General features: G+C 62.8%; 16 protein-coding genes. 13 read left to right on the top strand and 3 right to left on the bottom strand.

Features of this window, described 5'->3' with window-relative positions:
- Positions 1 to 21 precede the first annotated feature (21 nt).
- The 5 genes from ACIQUG_RS22885 (at position 22) to ACIQUG_RS22865 (ending at position 6,204) form a co-directional block, all read left to right on the top strand.
- Positions 22 to 1,116, top strand: coding sequence for an ABC transporter permease (locus tag ACIQUG_RS22885; protein ID WP_402324291.1), 1,095 nt, complete (start codon positions 22 to 24; stop codon positions 1,114 to 1,116).
- Positions 1,117 to 1,195: 79 nt separating this feature from the next.
- Entirely contained in the window at positions 1,196 to 2,128 is a 933-nt protein-coding gene (locus ACIQUG_RS22880) for an ABC transporter permease (protein WP_402324290.1), read from the top strand.
- 5 nt (positions 2,129 to 2,133) lie between these two features.
- Complete coding sequence (locus tag ACIQUG_RS22875) at positions 2,134 to 3,666, top strand: ABC transporter ATP-binding protein (protein ID WP_402324289.1); 1,533 nt, start codon at positions 2,134 to 2,136, stop codon at positions 3,664 to 3,666.
- A 57-nt stretch (positions 3,667 to 3,723) separates the two neighbouring features.
- Positions 3,724 to 4,620 carry a LysR family transcriptional regulator gene (locus ACIQUG_RS22870; RefSeq protein WP_402324288.1) on the top strand — a complete coding sequence of 299 codons (897 nt, stop codon included), beginning with the start codon at positions 3,724 to 3,726 and terminating at the stop codon, positions 4,618 to 4,620.
- 339 nt (positions 4,621 to 4,959) lie between these two features.
- The gene (locus ACIQUG_RS22865) at positions 4,960 to 6,204 is read left to right on the top strand and encodes a DUF2325 domain-containing protein (protein WP_402324287.1); all 1,245 of its coding nucleotides are present in this window, start codon (positions 4,960 to 4,962) and stop codon (positions 6,202 to 6,204) included.
- 42 nt (positions 6,205 to 6,246) lie between these two features.
- Here ACIQUG_RS22865 and ACIQUG_RS22860 read toward each other — a convergent pair whose 3' ends face one another.
- From ACIQUG_RS22860 to ACIQUG_RS22850, 3 genes are read right to left on the bottom strand one after another with little or no spacing between them, the layout of a single operon-like run.
- Entirely contained in the window at positions 6,247 to 6,954 is a 708-nt protein-coding gene (locus ACIQUG_RS22860) for a TSUP family transporter (protein WP_402324286.1), read from the bottom strand.
- Positions 6,951 to 8,309, bottom strand: a complete 1,359-nt coding sequence (locus ACIQUG_RS22855; RefSeq protein ID WP_402324641.1) for an amidohydrolase family protein — start codon at positions 8,307 to 8,309, stop codon at positions 6,951 to 6,953. Before ACIQUG_RS22855 ends, ACIQUG_RS22860 begins: the two co-directional genes overlap by 4 nt.
- A gap of 38 nt (positions 8,310 to 8,347) precedes the next feature.
- Positions 8,348 to 9,715: a uracil-xanthine permease family protein gene (locus ACIQUG_RS22850; protein ID WP_402324285.1), complete on the bottom strand. Its 1,368-nt coding sequence runs from the start codon at positions 9,713 to 9,715 to the stop codon at positions 8,348 to 8,350.
- Positions 9,716 to 9,837: 122 nt separating this feature from the next.
- On the opposite strand from ACIQUG_RS22850, the gene ACIQUG_RS22845 reads away from it, so the two are divergent.
- From ACIQUG_RS22845 to ACIQUG_RS22810, 8 genes are all read left to right on the top strand, one after another.
- Entirely contained in the window at positions 9,838 to 10,863 is a 1,026-nt protein-coding gene (locus ACIQUG_RS22845; RefSeq protein ID WP_402324284.1) for a substrate-binding domain-containing protein, read from the top strand.
- Positions 10,864 to 11,173: 310 nt separating this feature from the next.
- The gene (locus ACIQUG_RS22840; protein ID WP_402324282.1) at positions 11,174 to 11,920 is read left to right on the top strand and encodes a GntR family transcriptional regulator; all 747 of its coding nucleotides are present in this window, start codon (positions 11,174 to 11,176) and stop codon (positions 11,918 to 11,920) included.
- A 69-nt stretch (positions 11,921 to 11,989) separates the two neighbouring features.
- A complete protein-coding gene (locus ACIQUG_RS22835) occupies positions 11,990 to 12,676 on the top strand; it encodes an N-acetylmannosamine-6-phosphate 2-epimerase (protein ID WP_402324280.1) in 687 nt (228 codons plus the stop codon).
- Positions 12,677 to 12,678: 2 nt separating this feature from the next.
- Positions 12,679 to 13,551, top strand: coding sequence for an ROK family protein (locus tag ACIQUG_RS22830; RefSeq protein ID WP_402324279.1), 873 nt, complete (start codon positions 12,679 to 12,681; stop codon positions 13,549 to 13,551).
- Positions 13,548 to 14,882: an extracellular solute-binding protein gene (locus ACIQUG_RS22825; protein WP_402324278.1), complete on the top strand. Its 1,335-nt coding sequence runs from the start codon at positions 13,548 to 13,550 to the stop codon at positions 14,880 to 14,882. The genes ACIQUG_RS22830 and ACIQUG_RS22825 overlap by 4 nt, the downstream gene beginning before the upstream one ends.
- 180 nt (positions 14,883 to 15,062) lie before the next feature.
- Positions 15,063 to 15,950: a carbohydrate ABC transporter permease gene (locus ACIQUG_RS22820; RefSeq protein ID WP_402324277.1), complete on the top strand. Its 888-nt coding sequence runs from the start codon at positions 15,063 to 15,065 to the stop codon at positions 15,948 to 15,950.
- Positions 15,947 to 16,768, top strand: coding sequence for a carbohydrate ABC transporter permease (locus tag ACIQUG_RS22815; RefSeq protein ID WP_402324276.1), 822 nt, complete (start codon positions 15,947 to 15,949; stop codon positions 16,766 to 16,768). Before ACIQUG_RS22820 ends, ACIQUG_RS22815 begins: the two co-directional genes overlap by 4 nt.
- Before the next feature lie 17 nt (positions 16,769 to 16,785).
- On the top strand, positions 16,786 to 17,853 hold the full coding sequence (locus ACIQUG_RS22810; RefSeq protein ID WP_402324275.1) for an ABC transporter ATP-binding protein: 1,068 nt from the start codon (positions 16,786 to 16,788) through the stop codon (positions 17,851 to 17,853).
- The last annotated feature ends 167 nt before the right edge of the window (positions 17,854 to 18,020 follow it).

The raw sequence follows: 18,020 nt of genomic DNA, 5'->3' as shown, positions 1-18,020 counted from the left end.
CACCAACATCCGGACACACCCATGGCTGAGATAAACCAGGGAGTGCGTGAGACCGTGAATTCTCAAGCAGCCCAAGCTTTCTACAGGATGCTCTCGCAGGCTGCGATCAGCGCCCTGACACCCATCGCGGCGGTTCTGGTTGCGCTCGCCTTCGGCGCGCTCCTCCTCTGGCTGAACGGCTTCAACGGCAGCGACGTCGTCACCGTCATGGTCTTCGGCTCATTCCAGGACATGCGCTCGGTTGGAGAAATTCTCCTGAAGGCCACGCCGCTGATCCTGATCGGCGCGGGGCTCTGCGTCGCGTTCCGCTGTTCGATCTGGAACATCGGCGCCGAAGGCCAGCTCTATGTCGGCGCGATCGCCGCAACACTCGTGGGCACTAGCATCGACGGCCTTTCCGTCTGGGTGCACGCGCCGCTCGTGATGTTGGCGGGGGCATTGGCGGGCGCTGCCTGGGCCGGGATCGCCGGCTATCTGAAGGTGCGCTTTCAGGCGAGCGAGATCGTCACCACGATCATGCTCAACTACATCGCGCTCATCTTGACGAGCTATCTCGTCACCGGTCCGATGCGCGACGCGAGTGCCGCCTATCCGCAATCGGCAAGGCTGGTGCGCGAAGCCTGGACGCCACGCCTGGTGACCGACCTTAGGCTTCACATCGGCATCCTCGTCGCGGTGGTTCTGGCGGTTGCGCTCTACATTTTCCTGCGGAGAAGCAGCCGCGGCTTTGCGCTACGCGTCGTCGGTCTCAACCCGCATGCCGCCCGCTACGCCGGCATGAACGTCGCCCGAAACATAATGATCGCGATGTGCATCAGCGGCGCGATGGCGGGTCTTGCCGGCGCCTTCGAGGTGGCGGGCGTCACACGTCGGCTCTACCAGAACATTTCGCCGGGCTATGGCTTCGAGGGCATCGCTGTGGCGCTCCTGGCGGGCAACAATCCGTTGGCGGCGATCCTATCTGGCGGGCTTTTTGCGACGCTTCGCTCCGGCTCGGAAGTCCTCCAGATCACCTCACAGGTCCCGCAGGTCCTGGTGTTGGTCATCCAAGGCATCGTCATCCTCTCGGTCGTCGCCTTCGCAAAGCTGCGCGACATCCTCAGGACAGTGGCTTGAAAGCATGGAAACTCCCACGTGGCTGTAGACCGCCCGCGGGAAAACAAAACTTTGGCGACATTCCTGGAGGATCGGCCCCATGGACGACATGATTTCTCTCACCTTTCTCGCGACGCTCGTCGGGGCCGCCTGGAGGCTTGCCACACCCCTGATATTCGCCTCGATCGGCGAGGTCTTTTCCGAGCGCGCCGGCGTGCTCAACATCGGTCTTGAAGGCACGATGCTGGTCGGCGCCTTTTCAGGCTTCGCTGCGGCCGCAGCCACCGGCAACATTCCGCTCGGGCTACTGGCCGGCGTTGCCGGCGGCATGCTGTTCGGGCTCGTCTTCGCCTTCTTCACGATCACCATCAAGGCGGACCAGATCGTGGTCGGCGCGGCGCTCAACCTGCTTGGAATGGGCCTGACGGCTTTTCTCTTCCGCACCTATTACGTTTCGACCGGCAAGGGCATCGAGATCGTCCAGCCGGTCCACATTCCCTGGCTGAGCGACCTGCCCTTTCTCGGCGAGGCGTTCTTCCGCCAAAACCTCATCGTCTATTCCACTGTGCTGGTCGCCATCCTCGCCACCCTGGTACTTTACCGCACCTCCTTCGGCCTGACGCTCCGCGCCGTCGGCGAGCACCCGAAGGCCGTCGACGTCGCCGGTCGCAGCGTCGTTGGCTACCGCTATGGCGCCGTCCTCGTCGGCACAGGGCTTGCGGGGCTCGGAGGCGCGTTCCTGACGCTCGGCCATTCCAACCAGTTCGTCGAAGGCATCACCTCCGGCCGCGGCTTCATCGCCCTCGCCGTCGTGGTCTTTGCCCGCTGGTCGCCGATCGGCGCCTTCTTCGTTTCGTTGCTCTTCGGCCTGTTCTACGCGCTGCAGCTCATGCTCCAGGCACAGGCATCCGTCGTCGTGCCCTACCAGGTGCTCCAGGCGCTTCCCTACATCATGACGATCGTCACGCTGGTCGCCTTCCGCGGCAAGGGCGCCGCACCCAGCAAGCTTGGCCAGCCCTACGAGATGAGGTGATCGACATGTCGAAAAAACCGTTCCTGCGCATAGACAATATCCGCAAACGTTTCGGCCCGATCGTCGCCAGCGATGGTGTTTCGCTCGAAATCGAGGAAGGCGAGATCCATTCGCTGCTCGGCGAAAACGGTGCCGGCAAGAGCGTGCTGATGAGCATGATATGCGGCATGGTGCGGCCGGATGAGGGCGAGATCATCTACAAGGGGCAATCGGTGCGGTTCGCAAGCCCGCGCGACGCGATCCGCCAGCGCATCGGCATGGTGCACCAGCACTTCATGCTGGTGCCGAACCTGACGGTCGCGGAAAACTACATCCTCGGCCAGGGTTCAGCGTTCAGCGTCATATCCGATATCGACAAGGTCCACCGAAAGATCCGCGCCCTTTCCGAGCGCTACGCCCTCGACGTACGTCCCGACGCAATCGTCGAAGACCTCTCGGTCGGCGAGCAGCAGCGAGTGGAAATCTTGAAGGTGCTGTTTCACGGTATCGACCTGCTCATCCTTGACGAGCCGACCGCCGTTCTTACGCCGCAGGAGACCGACCGTCTCCTGTCCCTGATGGGCGATCTCGTGAAGGACGGAAAGACCGTCGTCTTCATTTCGCACAAGCTGGACGAGGTGATGCGGGTCAGCAATCGCATCAGCGTCATGCGTGACGGGCGCGTCGTCAACACGGTCAAGGTCGGGGACACGAATGCGCGTGAGCTCGCGCGCATGATGGTCGGCCGTGACGTGCGCATGGAGCTGCCGCGCAGCCCCAAGCCTGCCGGCCGTATCGTGCTTTCAGTGGAAAACCTCACCTGCAGCGCCGAGACCGGCCTTCCGGCCGTGCGCGGTGTGAGCCTCAACGTGCGCGCCGGCGAAATCGTCGGCATTGCCGGGGTATCCGGCAACGGCCAGACGGAACTGTCGCTGGCGCTCGCCGGCCTGCTGCCGGTCGAAACCGGGAGGGTCGTTCTCAACGGAAACGACATAACCGGGCTCGACCCGGCCGACATCAATGCCCGGCGCTTTTCCCACATTCCGGAAGACCGCCACAAACACGGCATCGTGCTGCCGCTGTCGCTGAGCGAAAACACCATTCTCCAACGCTATGACCAAAAGCCGTTCGCGACGGGCGGCATGCTCAACCGCAGGAAAATTGGCGAGCACACCCGCGACCTGATCAAGCGGTTTCGCGTCAAGTGCCGGGACGAGAACCAGCCGATCGCAGCACTGTCAGGTGGGAACCAGCAAAAGCTCGTCGTTGCGCGGGAACTGGCGCGCGACCCGGATTTCATCCTCGTCAACCAGCTTGCCCGCGGCATCGATATCGGCGCGATGGAGTTTGTGATGGAGGAGATGCTGCGCCAGCGCGACAGCGGCCGGGCCATCCTGCTGATCTCCACGGAACTCGAGGAGCTGTTTGCGATCTGCGACCGCATCCTCGTGATGTTCCATGGCGAAATCCTTGGGGAATTGCCGCCGGATCGCACGCGTCTCGACGAACTCGGCCTGCTGATGGCCGGCAACAAGGATCAACCGGCACTAGCGGGGTAGACAAGCCAAGGCCTGGCGGGCTTTTATGGGAATGAGATAACGGGAGGCCGCGCGTACATGAACATTACCCTGCGGCAACTCAGGGCCTTCATCGCCGTGGCAGAACTCGGACAGTTCAACATCGCCGCACGCAACCTTCATCTCACCCAGTCTGCGGTCAGCATCCTCATCAGGGACCTGGAACGGGAGATCGGTGCGCGCCTCTTTGACCGGCACACGCGCATGGTCTCTCTCACCCTGGTCGGCCAGGAATTCCTGCCCCAGGCGCGCAAGATCCTGAAGGATCTCGAGCTTGCCGTTGGCGACGTGCGCGACAATGCTTCGTTGAAGCGCGGCCAGGTGACGATCGCCGCTGCGATTGTGCTTGCCGCAACGGTGGTGCCGCCGATCATCGCCAGATTCCTGAACAAGTACCCGGAAATCTCCGTCAACATTCGCGACATGCCTGAAGAGCAGATAACCCCGGCGCTCAAGCGCCACGAGGTCGATATCGCCGTCGGCACGCTTTCGGAGGAAGACCCGGAAATCGCCGCCACTCCGCTTCTGCGCGACAAACTGATGCTTGTCTGCCGCGAGGATCACCGGTTCGCCAAACGCAAATCCGTGCGCTGGGCCGAACTCAAGGACGAGACGCTTATCACCCTTGCCGCCTCCAACCCGCTGCGCAACATCGTCGAGCACAACCTCATTCGCGTCGTGCCGAACTATCGGCCGAAATACGAGGTCCGCTTTTCGACGACGGCAATCAGCATGATTGCCGCTGGAATGGGCGTTTCGGTGCTGCCGGAGAACTCCGGACAGCTCGCCTCGGCCGTCGGGGTCACCACCGTCGATCTCATCGACCCCGTTGTCATGCGTGACGTCTCTTTGCTTCAACGGCGCCACCACAGCCTTTCGCCCGCCGCCGAGCATCTGAAAGCGGCCTTCATCGCCAGCGTTGCGAAACAGGTCTGAGAGACCTGGAGTAACGGCCGGCCGTTCCAGAGCTGCATGGCGCCTTCCAGGCGCCTTTCTCGTATTCCCAAACAGGTGAACTCACGCCAATTGCTGCCAGAAAACCTTTTGGCAGCGCTCCATTTCAGCCCTACACGTCTGTTCGCGGAACGAAGCAGCGACGAAAACCGGGCGGGAATTCTGAGCTTCCCGTTATGGCGGGCGTTTTCGACCATCGTTATATTTCTTGAAATATAACGATGGGTAGGTTTACCTGTGATGACGAGACCCGTTCGCGGATGTGCGACGCGCGCGACCGCATCTCGAAGTGCCAGCAACTGCCCTAGCTCCGGAACGCCCATGCCCACGTTGCCACGTCTCAAATCCCACGGTGTCCCTCTGCCTGCTGCGGCCTTGTCCTTCGCTGCACGTCCGGATGGTCACACGCCCAGGATCAGTGCCCATCGCTTGCGGACCTGGGACATTGCCTCGACCTTTCATTGCTCGATCATCGGCACCTGCTTGACGTCAGGAGAATTGCGCCAGGTTCTGATCAGAGCCGGCCACGATGATGCGCGCGCCGCGACCGACCATACCTTGCACGGCCGGGGCGTGTGGCTTGCTGGTCAACGGGATCAGGCGGCAAAGTTGCTCAACAAGGCGCTCGACAAACGCCACGAGAGCAGCATCAAGCGCATTCCCCGGCAGGCCGATCAAGACGAACTCCGCAACATCTGGCGCAGTTCCTTCGAGCGCGGCGACATCGCCGGCCCGTACTGGGCGCTGATAAGCCATCCGGGAACATCGCCCGAATTGATGCGCGAGATCTTCGGGGAAGTGCATATGCTGTCGCACTTGGTCGGCAGCGCAAGTCGTCTCGACATCGCACGACTGACCCAGCTGGAAAAGGAACTCGAACAGGAACGCGAAAGAACCGCCCGGCAGGAGACACGTCTGAAGGCGGCCGCCGATGAGCGTATCGCTTTGCAACAGCGCCTGCGGCAATTGGAAGAGAGAGCAATCCACGCCGAAGCAATCGCCGCGGCTGTCGCCCCCTCGGCGCGCATCGCAAGAAGCACGAGGGGTCTGTCTGAAGCCAAGGAAACGGACGACATCCGCAGCGAGGCCTTCGCCCAGCGCCTTGCTGCATCCGAGGAGAAATCCGCTGCTCTGCAGCGGGAACTGGAGCAAATGCAGGACCTGCGTTATGCGGTCCTACGCGAGAACGAAGCCCTTGAGGCGGCAATAACAGCGCAAATCAGAGACGACAGCAACACGCCGCCCGCGCAGCTTACCGGCCCCGTGCTCTATGTCGGCGGCCGCCGCAATCTATTTGATCACCTTCGCGACTACGCAAGAATACGCGGCATCGACCTTCTCCTCCACGACGGAGGCATGGAAGATAGCACGACGCTCCTGCCTGCCCTCGTCGGGCAGGCAGCGACGATCCTCTTTCCGGTCGATCACATCAGTCACGCCGCAGTGGGCCTGGTCAAACGCCTTTGCCGCGAGCAGCAAAAGCAGTACCTGCCGCTTCGCTCCGCCGGGCTTGCCAGCTTCCTCACCGCCATCAGCGGCGCCGGCGGAGCCTATGGACGTCTATAGCTCCGGTGATCTGTCCATGACCTGCGGTCGCGGGGACGTCGTTCACCGGACGATCAGGAACACCCCACTGACGATGGCAAAGCCGAGGACGGCGATGCGCAGGCCGCGGCCGCCGATGCGGCCATGGACGTGTCTTGAAACAGCACTTCCGAGCAGTACCGCCGGCGTCAGATAAAGGGCGACGAGCAGTTGCTCTGACCCAACGCGCCCGGATATGGCCAGCACGGCGAGGGACATGACCTCGCCGACGAAGAAGCAAAGGGCGACCGTTGCCCTTAGGACCGGCGCCTTGGCGTGCTGGTAGAGCAGCGCAAGCGGCGGGCCGCCGATGCCCGTGGCGGTTTCGGTGACGCCGGTGAACAATCCCACCCCGAGTGCGCTCGGCCTGTTCGGCGTGAACGGCGGGGCGACGAGAGCGGCAACGGCTGCAACCACCGTAAACACACCGACGGCAAGATCCAGTTGTTCGATCGAAAGCGCTGCCAGCAGCCACAGGCCACCGAAGGTTCCAGCGAAGCGACCGATCGTGATCCAGGTCGCACCCGACCAGTCGACATGGGCACGCTCTCGCGCCGCCACGTGCAAATTGAGCGGCAGCATCAGCAAAAGCAGGGTCACCGGCAGCAGATCGGGCTTCAGCATCCCGACGATCGGCGCGACGATCAGGGCAAAGCCGATGCCGATCGACCCTTGAATGAAGGCCGAGACGAATGTCACGGCGGCAAGAACGGCAAGAAGACCAAAGCTCATCGGTATTGTCCAAGGCCGCGATGTGCTTCGGAGAGCGGATGAATGCGCTGGATCGGCGCCTGGGCAATGGCGGTTGCCGTCTCGCCGCGCACCTCTTCGAGAAGCGCCCGGGCATCCCAATCGATCGGCCAGCCTTGCCACAGCCGAAGCTGGCCGTTGGTAAACACCGCGTCGATCTGATCGCGATTGCCGTAGCGGACAAGCTCCCAGGTCAGATCGTGTGAGGGCGTGAACTCAGGTCGGTCGAGATCGACGAGCAGGAAATCGGCGGCAAGCCCCTCGGTGATCGATCCGGTCACACCGGAAAGGCCCGCAGCGTCTGCGGCGCCGGACGTTGCCCGATCGAGCCAGAGCCAGCCGCCGCCGCAGGAAGAGTCCCCGGTTGCAAGTCCGAAGCCCGCGCGCTGAAGGCCTTCGGCCGCATCCATCAGACGGAACGCGTCGGCGCGCGTTCCGTCCGTTCCAAGCCCGAACCTAATGCCGAGCGCTGCCATCTGCAGGGCTGGTGCGACGGCATTCCCCTTCCATAAGGTGGCAACGGGATTGTAAGCGACGGCGGTGCCTGTCTCGCGCAAGAGATTGAGTTCATGCGGCGTGACGAGCGTCGAGTGTGCCAGCAGGACCTGAGGCCCAAGAACACCCAGATGCGCCAGGTGCTCGATCGGTCGCCGTCCTCTTGCTGCCAACGAGCGTTCAACGGCAACGAGGTGTTCGTTGACATGGGTCTGGAACACCGCCCCGGACGCGGCTGCCATTTCGGAAACCGCTCTAAGCATTCCGTCCGTGGCGGCCTCCGGGATCGAAATCGCCAGCGAGGGGTGGATCAGAGGGTTTCGTCTGTAGGCGGACACGTGCTCCTCGGCCAGACGCAGGATGGCGGCGGGTTCGGCGATCTCAGCACTGCCGGAAAGATCGTTGCATATAAAGCCGACGACGCTTCGAAGCCCCACCTCCCCTGCAGCCCGCACCAGCGCGCCGACATGGCCCTTTGAGCGGGTACCGGCGTCAACGGCGGTGGTAAATCCGCCGCGCAACGCTTCCCATGCGGCAAGCTTTGCCGAGAGATAGACCATGCGCTCATTGAGGCTGCCTTCCAGCGGCACCCAGACCCGCCGGAAGATTTCCGACGGTTCTCCAAAGACGAGGGCCTTGCCGAGCGACTGGGTCAGGTGCGTATGGGTATCGACGAAGCCGGGCATCAGCAGATGGTCGGGCAGGTCGATCGGGACAATTTCGGGGAAGTCCCGGGCGATTGCTTCCACCGTGTCGATCCGGTGGAAGATACCGTCGCGCACGACAATGGCGTTTCCGCTGCGCGGGCCTTCGGGCAGAAGCACCTGCCCTGGGCGCAGCATGAGGTCGCCGGTTGTCGACAGTTGTTGGCGGATTGCGCTCACTCGCTTGCTCCTTGAGTGGTGGATTGCAGAGGCGCCGTCGCGATCGCGGATCGTCCCGCTTGGCCCCAATGCGAAAAAATGGCGTTGACGACGACGGCGGTGATCGTGCCTGCGGCAAGCCCGTTGCCGAGGATCATCTGCGTCCATTGCGGGAACTGACTGTAGACACCGGGCACAAGGATCGGCAGGAGCCCCATCGACAGGGCAGAAGCAAGCGTGAACATGGAGCCATGCTCACGCAGATCGACGCGACGCAGGAGGTCGATGCCGATGACGCCGATAATCGAAAAGACGATGACGGCCGTGCCGCCGACGACCGCTTCAGGCAAGGCCGTGGCCATCCGGCCGATCGGCGCGAAGAGAGCAATGAGAACGAGGATGGCGCCCGCCATTGCCGTCACATAACGGGACCTGACGCCGGTCGCGCGCACGATCCCGACGTTTTCGCCGCTGGTGATGATCAGCGATGTGCCGAACAGGCCACCGACAAGCGACATCAGTGCATCGCCGCGGATGGTCGAAGGCACGATCGCATGGGCATCTCCCCGGCGGCCGACGATTTCGGCCGTCGCGATCGTCTGACCGGTCGCCTCCGCCATGGAAATGATCGAGAACACGATCAGCGGGATGGCTGCGACGAGGTCGAACTTCGGCATGCCGAAGGGGAATAATTGCGGAACGGCGATGACCGGCCCGGTAAACACGCCGGACAGATCCATGTGGCCGATGACGAGCGCGACGAGCGCACCGCCGACCAACCCGAGCATGACGGCGAGCCGCTGGAGCGTTCCGGAAAAGACCCGCGCGGCAGCGACCGTCAGGATGATCGTGATTAGCGCCAGTCCGACCTCGACGGGTGCGGCGAAACCTTCGCTACCAGGCTTTCCGGTGATGGTCACGCCATAGATGCGCACGAGATTGACCGAGACCAGCAACAGCATCGTTCCAACGACGATCGGCGGAAAATAACGCAGCAACCTGCGGAAAACCGGCAGTGCCAGAAAGTAAAAGAGAGCCGTGACGATGACGGAGCCCACGGCGGTCTGAACATCCGTCTGCTGGGCGATCGCCAGAAAGATCGCAATCGGCGCGCCGCCCGGCACCATCACGAAGGGCAGGCGTGCGCCAAACCCTTTTGGCCCGAAGCTCTGCAGCATCGAGCCGAGGCCACAGACGAAAAACGTGGCGCTGATGAGCGAGACTGTCACCGCGTCCGAAAACCCAAGGGCCTTGCTGACAAGAAAGACGGCGGTGATGGGAGACGCGGCCATCACCAGCACGTGTTGAAGACCGAACAGGAACAGGCTGCGCAGCGGCAGCCCCTCATCGACCGGTTCGACCACTCCATTCAATTCACTCTGCATGTTTTTCCTCCTCCCGGCCTCCTCAAGCCGTTATGCAAATCGTTTTGCATGCGCATCCACTAACACACAATCGCGGCTTTGCAAATCGTTTTGCTTCGGTACGATCGGCGTGATAGGAGAGGTTGATCGGAGGACTGATGGGCAAACCTACTATCGCCGACCTTGCCAAGGTGGCCGGAGTGTCGGTCACAACTGTTTCGCACGCATTCAGCGGCCGGCGTTACGTCGAGCCGGAAACGCGCAAACGCATCGAGACGCTGGCGCAGGAGATGGGCTATCGTCCCAATCACCGTGCGCAGCGTTTGCGCACCGGCAGAGCCGGATCGATTGCGCTGGTTTCATCGATGCCCTTTGCGGTGGCCGCCGGACCGTCGAGGCTGGGTTTCCTCATGGAAATTGCCGCCGCCGCCGCAGTAACGGCTTTTGCCAGGGGCATTTCCCTTTGCCTCGTCCCGCCGCTCGGGCCCCGCGACCGCCTCGACGCGCTTGAGGTGGACGGGGCCATCGTCGTCGAGCCGGAACAGGACGACCCGGTGCTGGATTTCTTCTCCTCCCGCGGGACCGAAGTCGTGTGCATCGGGCGCGCGCCCGGCCGTAGCGATCTTCCGTTCGTGGATTTGCAGAGCACGGCCACGGCGCATCTGCTGCTCGATCACCTCATTGCGGGCGACGGCCAGGTCGGGCTGATAACGGGCCAGCAAAGGCGCAATTCCTACATCGAGATGGAGGCTGCCTATGCGCAGCGCATGGCCGGAAGCGGCTTTGCGCCGCTCGCCATTCGCATCGACGAACAGGGTGGCGAGCAGGCGGCGGCAATCGCGGCTGAAAGCTTGCTGCGCGCCAATCCCTCGATCTCCACCCTTTGCGTGCCGGTCGACGCCTTTGCGACAGGCGTTGTCAACGCGGCCCACGCCACCGGGCGCCAGATCCCACGCGATCTACGGATCGCGACCCGCTACGACGGCATGCGGGCCAAGCTCGCCAACCCTCCACTGACAGCAGTTGATCTGCACCTTGGCGAGGTGGCCCCCGCCGCAGTCGACTTGCTCCTGGCGCGATTGGAGCAGGTGAACATCGAACCAGCGGATCTCCCGCCACCAGGGCTGATCCTGCGCCCCTCTTCGCTGGTTTCGCGTGATACCCTCTGAGCAAGGCTCAAGCCAAGAGCGCTGTGGCCCGACATGCGCGCGGATGCCCGCATACCGCTTTACTCCGCGACGCGACGATTATGAGGTACGGCCACCGGCGCCTCGAACCGATCTTGCCGGGGTCCGCCCGTTACCATCCCCGAGCACAGCGAAAACAACCCGAAGCCTCACTCGTGTCGGACACAGTTCGCCACGACCGATCGTCGGCACCTTTGGTTCCGATATGGGTCATTGAGACCAATCAGAACAATACCAGTTTAAAACCTAGGAAAAATTTTGCATAAGGGGTCATCCGGAAAGGTGATCTCCCATGAACGATCAGACAGCGCTCGCGTTTCTTGCCAAGCAAATGTCAGGCGACAGCAGCGAGCCGCTCTATCGCCGTCTTGAAGAGGCGATCAAGCAGGCCATAAACGCATCGACACTCCGCCGTGGCGCCGTCATCCCCAGCGAGCGGGACTTAAGCGAGGGCCTTTCGATCTCGCGCGTAACGGTGCGCAAGGCGATCGAGGGCCTGGTTGCCGATGGCCTGCTCGACCGCCGTCAAGGCGCAAAGACCGTGGTTTCCTCACGCGTCGAGAAGTCGCTGGCGACGATGACGAGCTTTTCCGAAGACATGCGCTCGCGCGGGCTCGAACCCGGCTGCACCTGGATCTCCCGCGAAATCAGTCGCCCGTCACCGGCCGAAATGATGGCGCTCGGGATTCCGGCGGGCGAAAAAATCGTGCGCCTCCGACGCCTGAGAACCGCCAACGACACCCCGATCGCGATCGAAACGGCATCGCTCCCTGCCCGCTTCGTGCCAGATCCCGGTGCAATCGGCGCATCCCTGTACGAGTACCTCGCCACCCACGGCGCGCTACCCGTCCGGGCACTGCAGCGCATGCAGGCCAAGCCCGCCAGCGAGGAGGAGCGGCGCCTGCTCGAAACGCCCGAAGGTACGAGCCTGCTCGTCATGGAGCGGCGCTGTTTCCTGGCCGACGGGCAGATTGTCGAGTTCACCCAGACCAAGTACCGGGGCGACGTCTACGACTTCGTCATCGAACTGATGAGATAATACCAGTATAATTCCTGTTGCAATCTGGTCTTACACTGCTACCGTTAGGCCTCCATTGGGAGAGCCTGCGTGACCTTCGACATCCATAGCCTCAGGCACGGCCTGATCGTTTCCTGCCAACCGGTGAAGGGCGGCGTCATGGACAATGCCGCCATGGTTGTCGGTTTCGCGTTGGCCGCGCTCGACGGCGGCGCAACCGCCCTTCGCATCGAGTCCGCGGACTATGTTCGCGCCGTGCGGCAGGCGACCGATCGCCCGATTATCGGCCTCGTCAAGCGCGACCTGGACACGTCACCGGTCCGTATCACCCCCTTCATCGAAGACGTCGACGCTCTGGCCGCAGCCGGCGCCGATATCATCGCCTATGATGCCACGTCCCGTGAGCGGCCGGTTGCGACCAAGACGCTCGTCGAGCGCATCCACACCGCCGGCAAGATCGCCATGGCCGATTGCTCGGTCGTTGCCGACGCCGAGCGCGCGCTTGTCGAAGGCGCGCAGATCGTCGGCTCCACACTTGCCGGGTACACGGGACCGGTCGAGCCGACGGAACCGGACTTCGCCCTCATCGCCGCCATGCGCAGGCTGACCCCTCACGTGGTTGCCGAAGGCTGTGTGCGCACGCCCGAACAGGCCGCTCAGGCGCTTCAGGCAGGCGCCTTCACCGTCGTCGTCGGCTCCGCGATCACGCGTCCCGAGCACGTGACGGCGTGGTTCCGGCAGGCGCTCGACGAAACGCTTGTCGGAAGCGAGGCTTGACCATGAGCAAGCCCCGGACCGTTCTTTCGATCGATGTCGGCGGCACGAAGATGCTCGCTGCCCTTGTCCAGGGAACAGAGATCGTCGACACGCACCGGATGCCGACGCCCCGCGAAGGCGACCCGGCGCAATGGCTGACCGCCCTCTTCGGGGCGATCGCGCCCTGGCGCGGTGCCTATGGCTCGGTTGGCGCCGCGGTTAGCGGTATTGTCGATAATGGCCAATGGTCGGCGCTCAACCGCAAGACCCTCGATATCCCCGACGGCTTTGCTCTGACGGAAACGATCGAGCGGCTCGCAGGTGTGCCGGTGCTGGCTGCAAACGACGCCCACGCGGCCGCCTGGGGCGAATACGCCTTCGGCGCAGGCAACCGCGAAGACATGGTTTTCCTGACGATCTCGACCGGCATCGGCGGGGGCGTCGTCCTGAACGGGCGCCTGCTCGAAGGGCTTGCCGGACACTTCGGCCAGTCGCGCAGCGCCGAATGGCCAGATGACGCGCTTGAAGACCACATTTCCGGCCACTGGATCGCCAGGCAGGCAGCCCCCCACCAATCGGGCGCAACCGCACGGGACGTCTTTTCCGCCGCTCGCGACGGACACGACTTCGCGAGGCGCATCATAGCAACATCCGCAGAGCGAACCGCTTTGCTCTGCCGCAACATCCAGCTTTCGCTGGACCCGAGGCGCATCGTCATCGGCGGCAGCATCGGTCTGGCCGAAGGCTATCTCGCCGCCGTCGACCGCGGACTGGAAGCAGTGCCGCCACGCCTTCGACCGTCGCTACACGCCGCCGCCCTTGGGGAGAATGCAGGGGTGATCGGCATCGCTGATCTTGCAGAGCGTCAACAAAACTTGAGGGAGAACCAAAGATGACATTTGCGACCACGAAAAGACATGCACTGCTTGCGGCCGCGGGCATTGCCGGGCTGCTGGCGGCAACGCCAGCCCTAGCGGAAGTGACCGTTCTCGGCTGGCCGGGCGGCCCGGAAGAGACAGCGCTGCGTGCCGCTGCCGATGCATACAACGCCAAGTCCGATGTCGCCGAGAACGACAAGGTCGAACTTCTGTTCTTCAACCGCGACGGCTTCTGGGACAAGCTGCAGGCCGACCTCGCCGCCGGCTCGAAGGCCTTCGATCTCAATCTGCTTGCCACCTATTCGATTGGCCGCTATGCGCCGTTCATGGAGCCGGTCGAGCTCTCGAGCGAAGCCAAGGCGGTCTACGGCGATTCCGTTCTGTCGACCATGCAGTACCAGGGCAAGCAATATGGCGTGCCGACCGATCTCTCGCTCCATTTCATGTATTTCCGCAAGGATCTGATCGAGGCCTTGCTGAAGGATGACGCCGGCAAGGCGAAATATGCCGAGATCTCCGAGAAGTATCTTGGCAAGAAGCTGGAGCCGAAGACCCCGGACGAATGGACCTGGGACGATTACGCCGCCACCGCGCTCTATTTCACCCAGGCCGTCAACCCGGACAGCCCGACCCGCTACGGCACGGTGCTGCAGCTCAAGAACCTGCTGTTCAACATCATGGTCTGGCAGTCGGTACCGCGCGCCTATGGTGCCAACTGGATGGACAACAGCGGCAAGATCACCGTCAACTCGGATGCCTATCGCAAGGGCCTCGAGATCTACAAGCTGCTCTACGACAATGGCGCGACCCCGAAAGACTCGCTGTCCTACGAGTTTGCCGAAGCGAATGCCGCCTTTGCCTCCGGCCAAGTGGCCGCAATGCTGCAATGGAATGCGGCCGCCAGCGACCTGACGAGCAAGGAAAAATCGCCTGCCGTTGCCGACGTGACCGAAACGGTTGCGCCCCCTGCAGGTCCCGAAGGGCGCTTCACCCACATCCACGGCCTCGGTTTCGGCCTCAACAAGAATGCCGAAAACAAGGAGGGGGCGGCCAAGTTCCTGAAGTGGCTGTCTTCCAAGGAAGCCGCACTGACCTACGCCAAGAACAACGGCGCGCCGGCCCTGACACCTGAGGTGGTTGCCGAAGTTGCTGAATCCCGACCTGATCTCGTCAAGCTGGGCGAATTCGCCGGCAAGTACGGTTACGTCATGAACGGCGCTACGTCGGCCAAGGCGCTTTCGGTCTACGAGCTGCAGGCCAAGGAGTTCACCGGCTACTGGTCCGGCCAGCAGTCGATCGACGACGCGCTCGCCAATACCGAAAAGGGCATGGCAGACCTGCTGAAGTAAGTGACAGGCTGCGGTGTCCGACAGGACGCCGCAGCCTTCCACGACAAGCGGGTACTGGGGAAGCTCCCCGGCTCTCAAGGATGTGGGCTGGCAAAAGCTCCCGTAACAGGCGCGAAAAAGAGGACCAAGGAAACACCTTGCGTCCCCTTGCCCGTCCGACAACAGACACAGATCGGTGCCATGACGATAGCCAGACCGCAATCCAATGCCCCTGAGTTCCGGCTACTCGCCACGCCGCTCGTCCTCTTCCTGCTCGTGTTTCTGGGCTTCCCGGCCCTCGTCAATCTGATCTATTCGGTCTCCGAGGTTTCTTTCGAAACGCTGCGTGAGCCGGCATTTACGGGGTTCAAGAATTTCCGCTCGGTCTGGAACGACGCGGCCTTCTGGCAGGCGAGCTGGTTCTCGCTGCGCTTCGGCTTGCTGACGGCCATTCTCGAATGTCTTTTCGGTCTATTTCTGGCGATATTCCTGTCGCCGCTGATCGAAAAACGGAGCTGGCTGATGGCGATCCTGATGCTGCCGCTGATGGTCGCTCCCGCGCTGGTCGGCCTAATGTACCGCCTTGTCCTGCACGAGTTCGTCGGCCCGGTGCCCTACTATCTCTGGACCTATTTCGGCGCCAGCATCTCGTTCCTTGGGCCTGGCTCGGCTTTCTGGACCCTGGTCGTCGTTGAGACGCTGCAGTGGACACCGTTCACGTTGCTGCTTTTCTACATGGCTTATCAGGCAATCCCCTCGGAGATTGCCGAAGCATCCGCCATGGATGGTGCCAGAAGCCTGCAGCGCCTGTGGTTCATCGAACTGCCGATGATGGGACCGACGATCGCGGCCGCCCTGCTTATCCGCTTCATCGACGGCTTCCGGGTCTTCGACAATGTCTATGTGCTGACCGGCAGCGGTCCCGGCGGATCGACGGCATCGCTATCGATCTACATCTACGAGGCCTTCTTCAAGCAGGGCGCCATCGGCAAGGCGGTTGCCGCCTCGGTCGTCCTGTTTATCGCCTCGTTCGCCGTGCTCTACGGCCTCAATGCTCTCGCCAGCCGGCGCAAAGGAGCCAAGCAATGATCACAGCGCTCCGTTGGCTGGTTTTCGCCATTGCCGCCATCGCCTTGAACTTTCCGGTACTGGTGACACTTTCCACCTCGCTCAAAAGCGCGCGCGAGCTTTCCGGCAATCCCGGTCTTTGGGTCCAGGCACCGACATTCGAGAACTACCGCGCCGTCTTTGAGGTCTCCGACCGGCTGAACATCTTCCTCTATTTGTTCAACAGCCTCGCGGTCGCGCTGATGGGCACGGTGCTTGCCGTGGCACTGGCGCTTCCGGCAGCTTACGCGATCGCCCGCGGCAGGATCGGCGAACGCACGCTTCTGCCCTTCATCGTCAATCTGCGCGCCGTACCGCTGATCATCTTCGCGATCCCGCTCTACATGATGTTCCAGTGGCTGGCGCTGCTCGATACGCGCCTGGGGCTCGGGCTGATCCTGACGATCGTCAATCTGCCGCTCGCACTCGTCATTCTCGTCAATGCCATCCGGGACCTGCCTTCAGAACTCGACGAGGCTGCCCTCATGGACGGTGCGAACCGCACGCAGATCCTCATCAAGGTCGTGACGCCGCTCTGCCGGCCGGCGATCGTCACCAGCCTGATCTTCGGCTTCATCACCGCCTGGAACGAGTTCCTCTTCGGCCTGATGCTGACGACCTCCAAGGCTGTTCCGGTCACGGTCGGCGCATCCTTCTTTTTCGCCGCAAGCGGCGGTGGCGTGCAATGGGGTGTCGCCTCGGCGGTAATGATCGTCGGCGCTCTTCCACCAATGCTGCTCGGCCTTGTCATGTACCGCCAGATCAGCGGATCGATGACCGCCGGCGCGGTCAAGGGTTGATAGTCCAGGAGACACGCATGGGTACGATTTCGCTCAAGAAAGCCGGCAAGCGCTACGGCGCGGTGGAGATCATCCGGGAGCTCGACCTCGAGATCGCCGACGGGGAATTCGTCGTCATCGTCGGGCCCTCCGGCTGCGGTAAGTCCACGCTGCTGCGCATGATCGCAGGCCTCGAGGCGACGACCGCTGGGCAAATCCTCATCGATGGACGGGATGTGACGTCGGCTTCACCGGTCGATCGACAGCTCGCCATGGTTTTCCAGTCCTACGCGCTCTATCCGCACATGACGGTGCGGCAGAACATGGGCTTCGGACTGCGGCTTGCCAAGGTGCCGGCGGCAACCGCCAAGGCCAAGATCGAGGCCGCGGCAGAAACGCTCAAGCTTACGCCGCTGCTCGACCGCTACCCCAGAGAGCTCTCCGGTGGCCAGCGCCAACGCGTCGCCATCGGCCGGGCGATCGTGCGTGAGCCGGTCGGCTTCCTCTTCGACGAACCGCTGTCGAACCTCGATGCGGCGCTGCGGGTCGATATGCGGCTTGAGATCGCCAAGCTGCATCGCACCCTCGGCGCCACCATGATCTATGTGACCCACGACCAGGTGGAGGCGATGACGCTCGCCGACAGGATCGTGGTGATGAAGGACGGGCGGATCATGCAGCAGGGTCGTCCGAGAGACCTCTACGAAAAACCGGCGAACCTTTTCGTGGCACAGTTCATCGGCAGCCCGAAGATGAACCTCCTGCCCTGCCGGCGCGACCGGGGCGACCGCCTCGACCTGAGCGGCGAAGGCAATCTGACGCTTCCCATCTCGGGGATGTCTGAACCCGAGCAATTGGGCGCGCGACCCGAGCACCTGGCGCTGGTTGCACCGGAGAGCGGTCACTGCCGCGGCGTCATCGAGGCGAGCGAATATCTCGGCGGCAATATGAGCGTCTTCGTTCGCGCCGGCCGGCTCGGCCTGATCAACGTCAGTGCACCGGCCGACACGCCTTTCCAGGTCGGCGAAGCCGTCGGGATCCGGATCGATGAGCACCGGTCGTCGCTGTTCGATAGCGCAGGCGCGGCGATTGGTGCCTGGCGCTAGAGCGTCCGCCTCTGGTCTGTGAGCAGAGGAAGTCCGCAAGCCGTCTTGTCCTGCCCTTGGCCGCTGTCGCTGCACCCCCAGGCGATTAAGGTTCATCAAGCAGTCCCCCTCCTCGGATAAAGGAGGGGCCATCCTTCATCGTTGGGGACATTGCTGGAACTCCAGCG

The organism is Ensifer sp. NPDC090286 (assembly GCF_044769565.1).
Lineage (GTDB): Bacteria > Pseudomonadota > Alphaproteobacteria > Rhizobiales > Rhizobiaceae > Ensifer.
The sequence above is the reverse complement of the archived record's forward strand: the minus strand, read 5'-3'. Positions and strand labels throughout refer to the sequence as shown.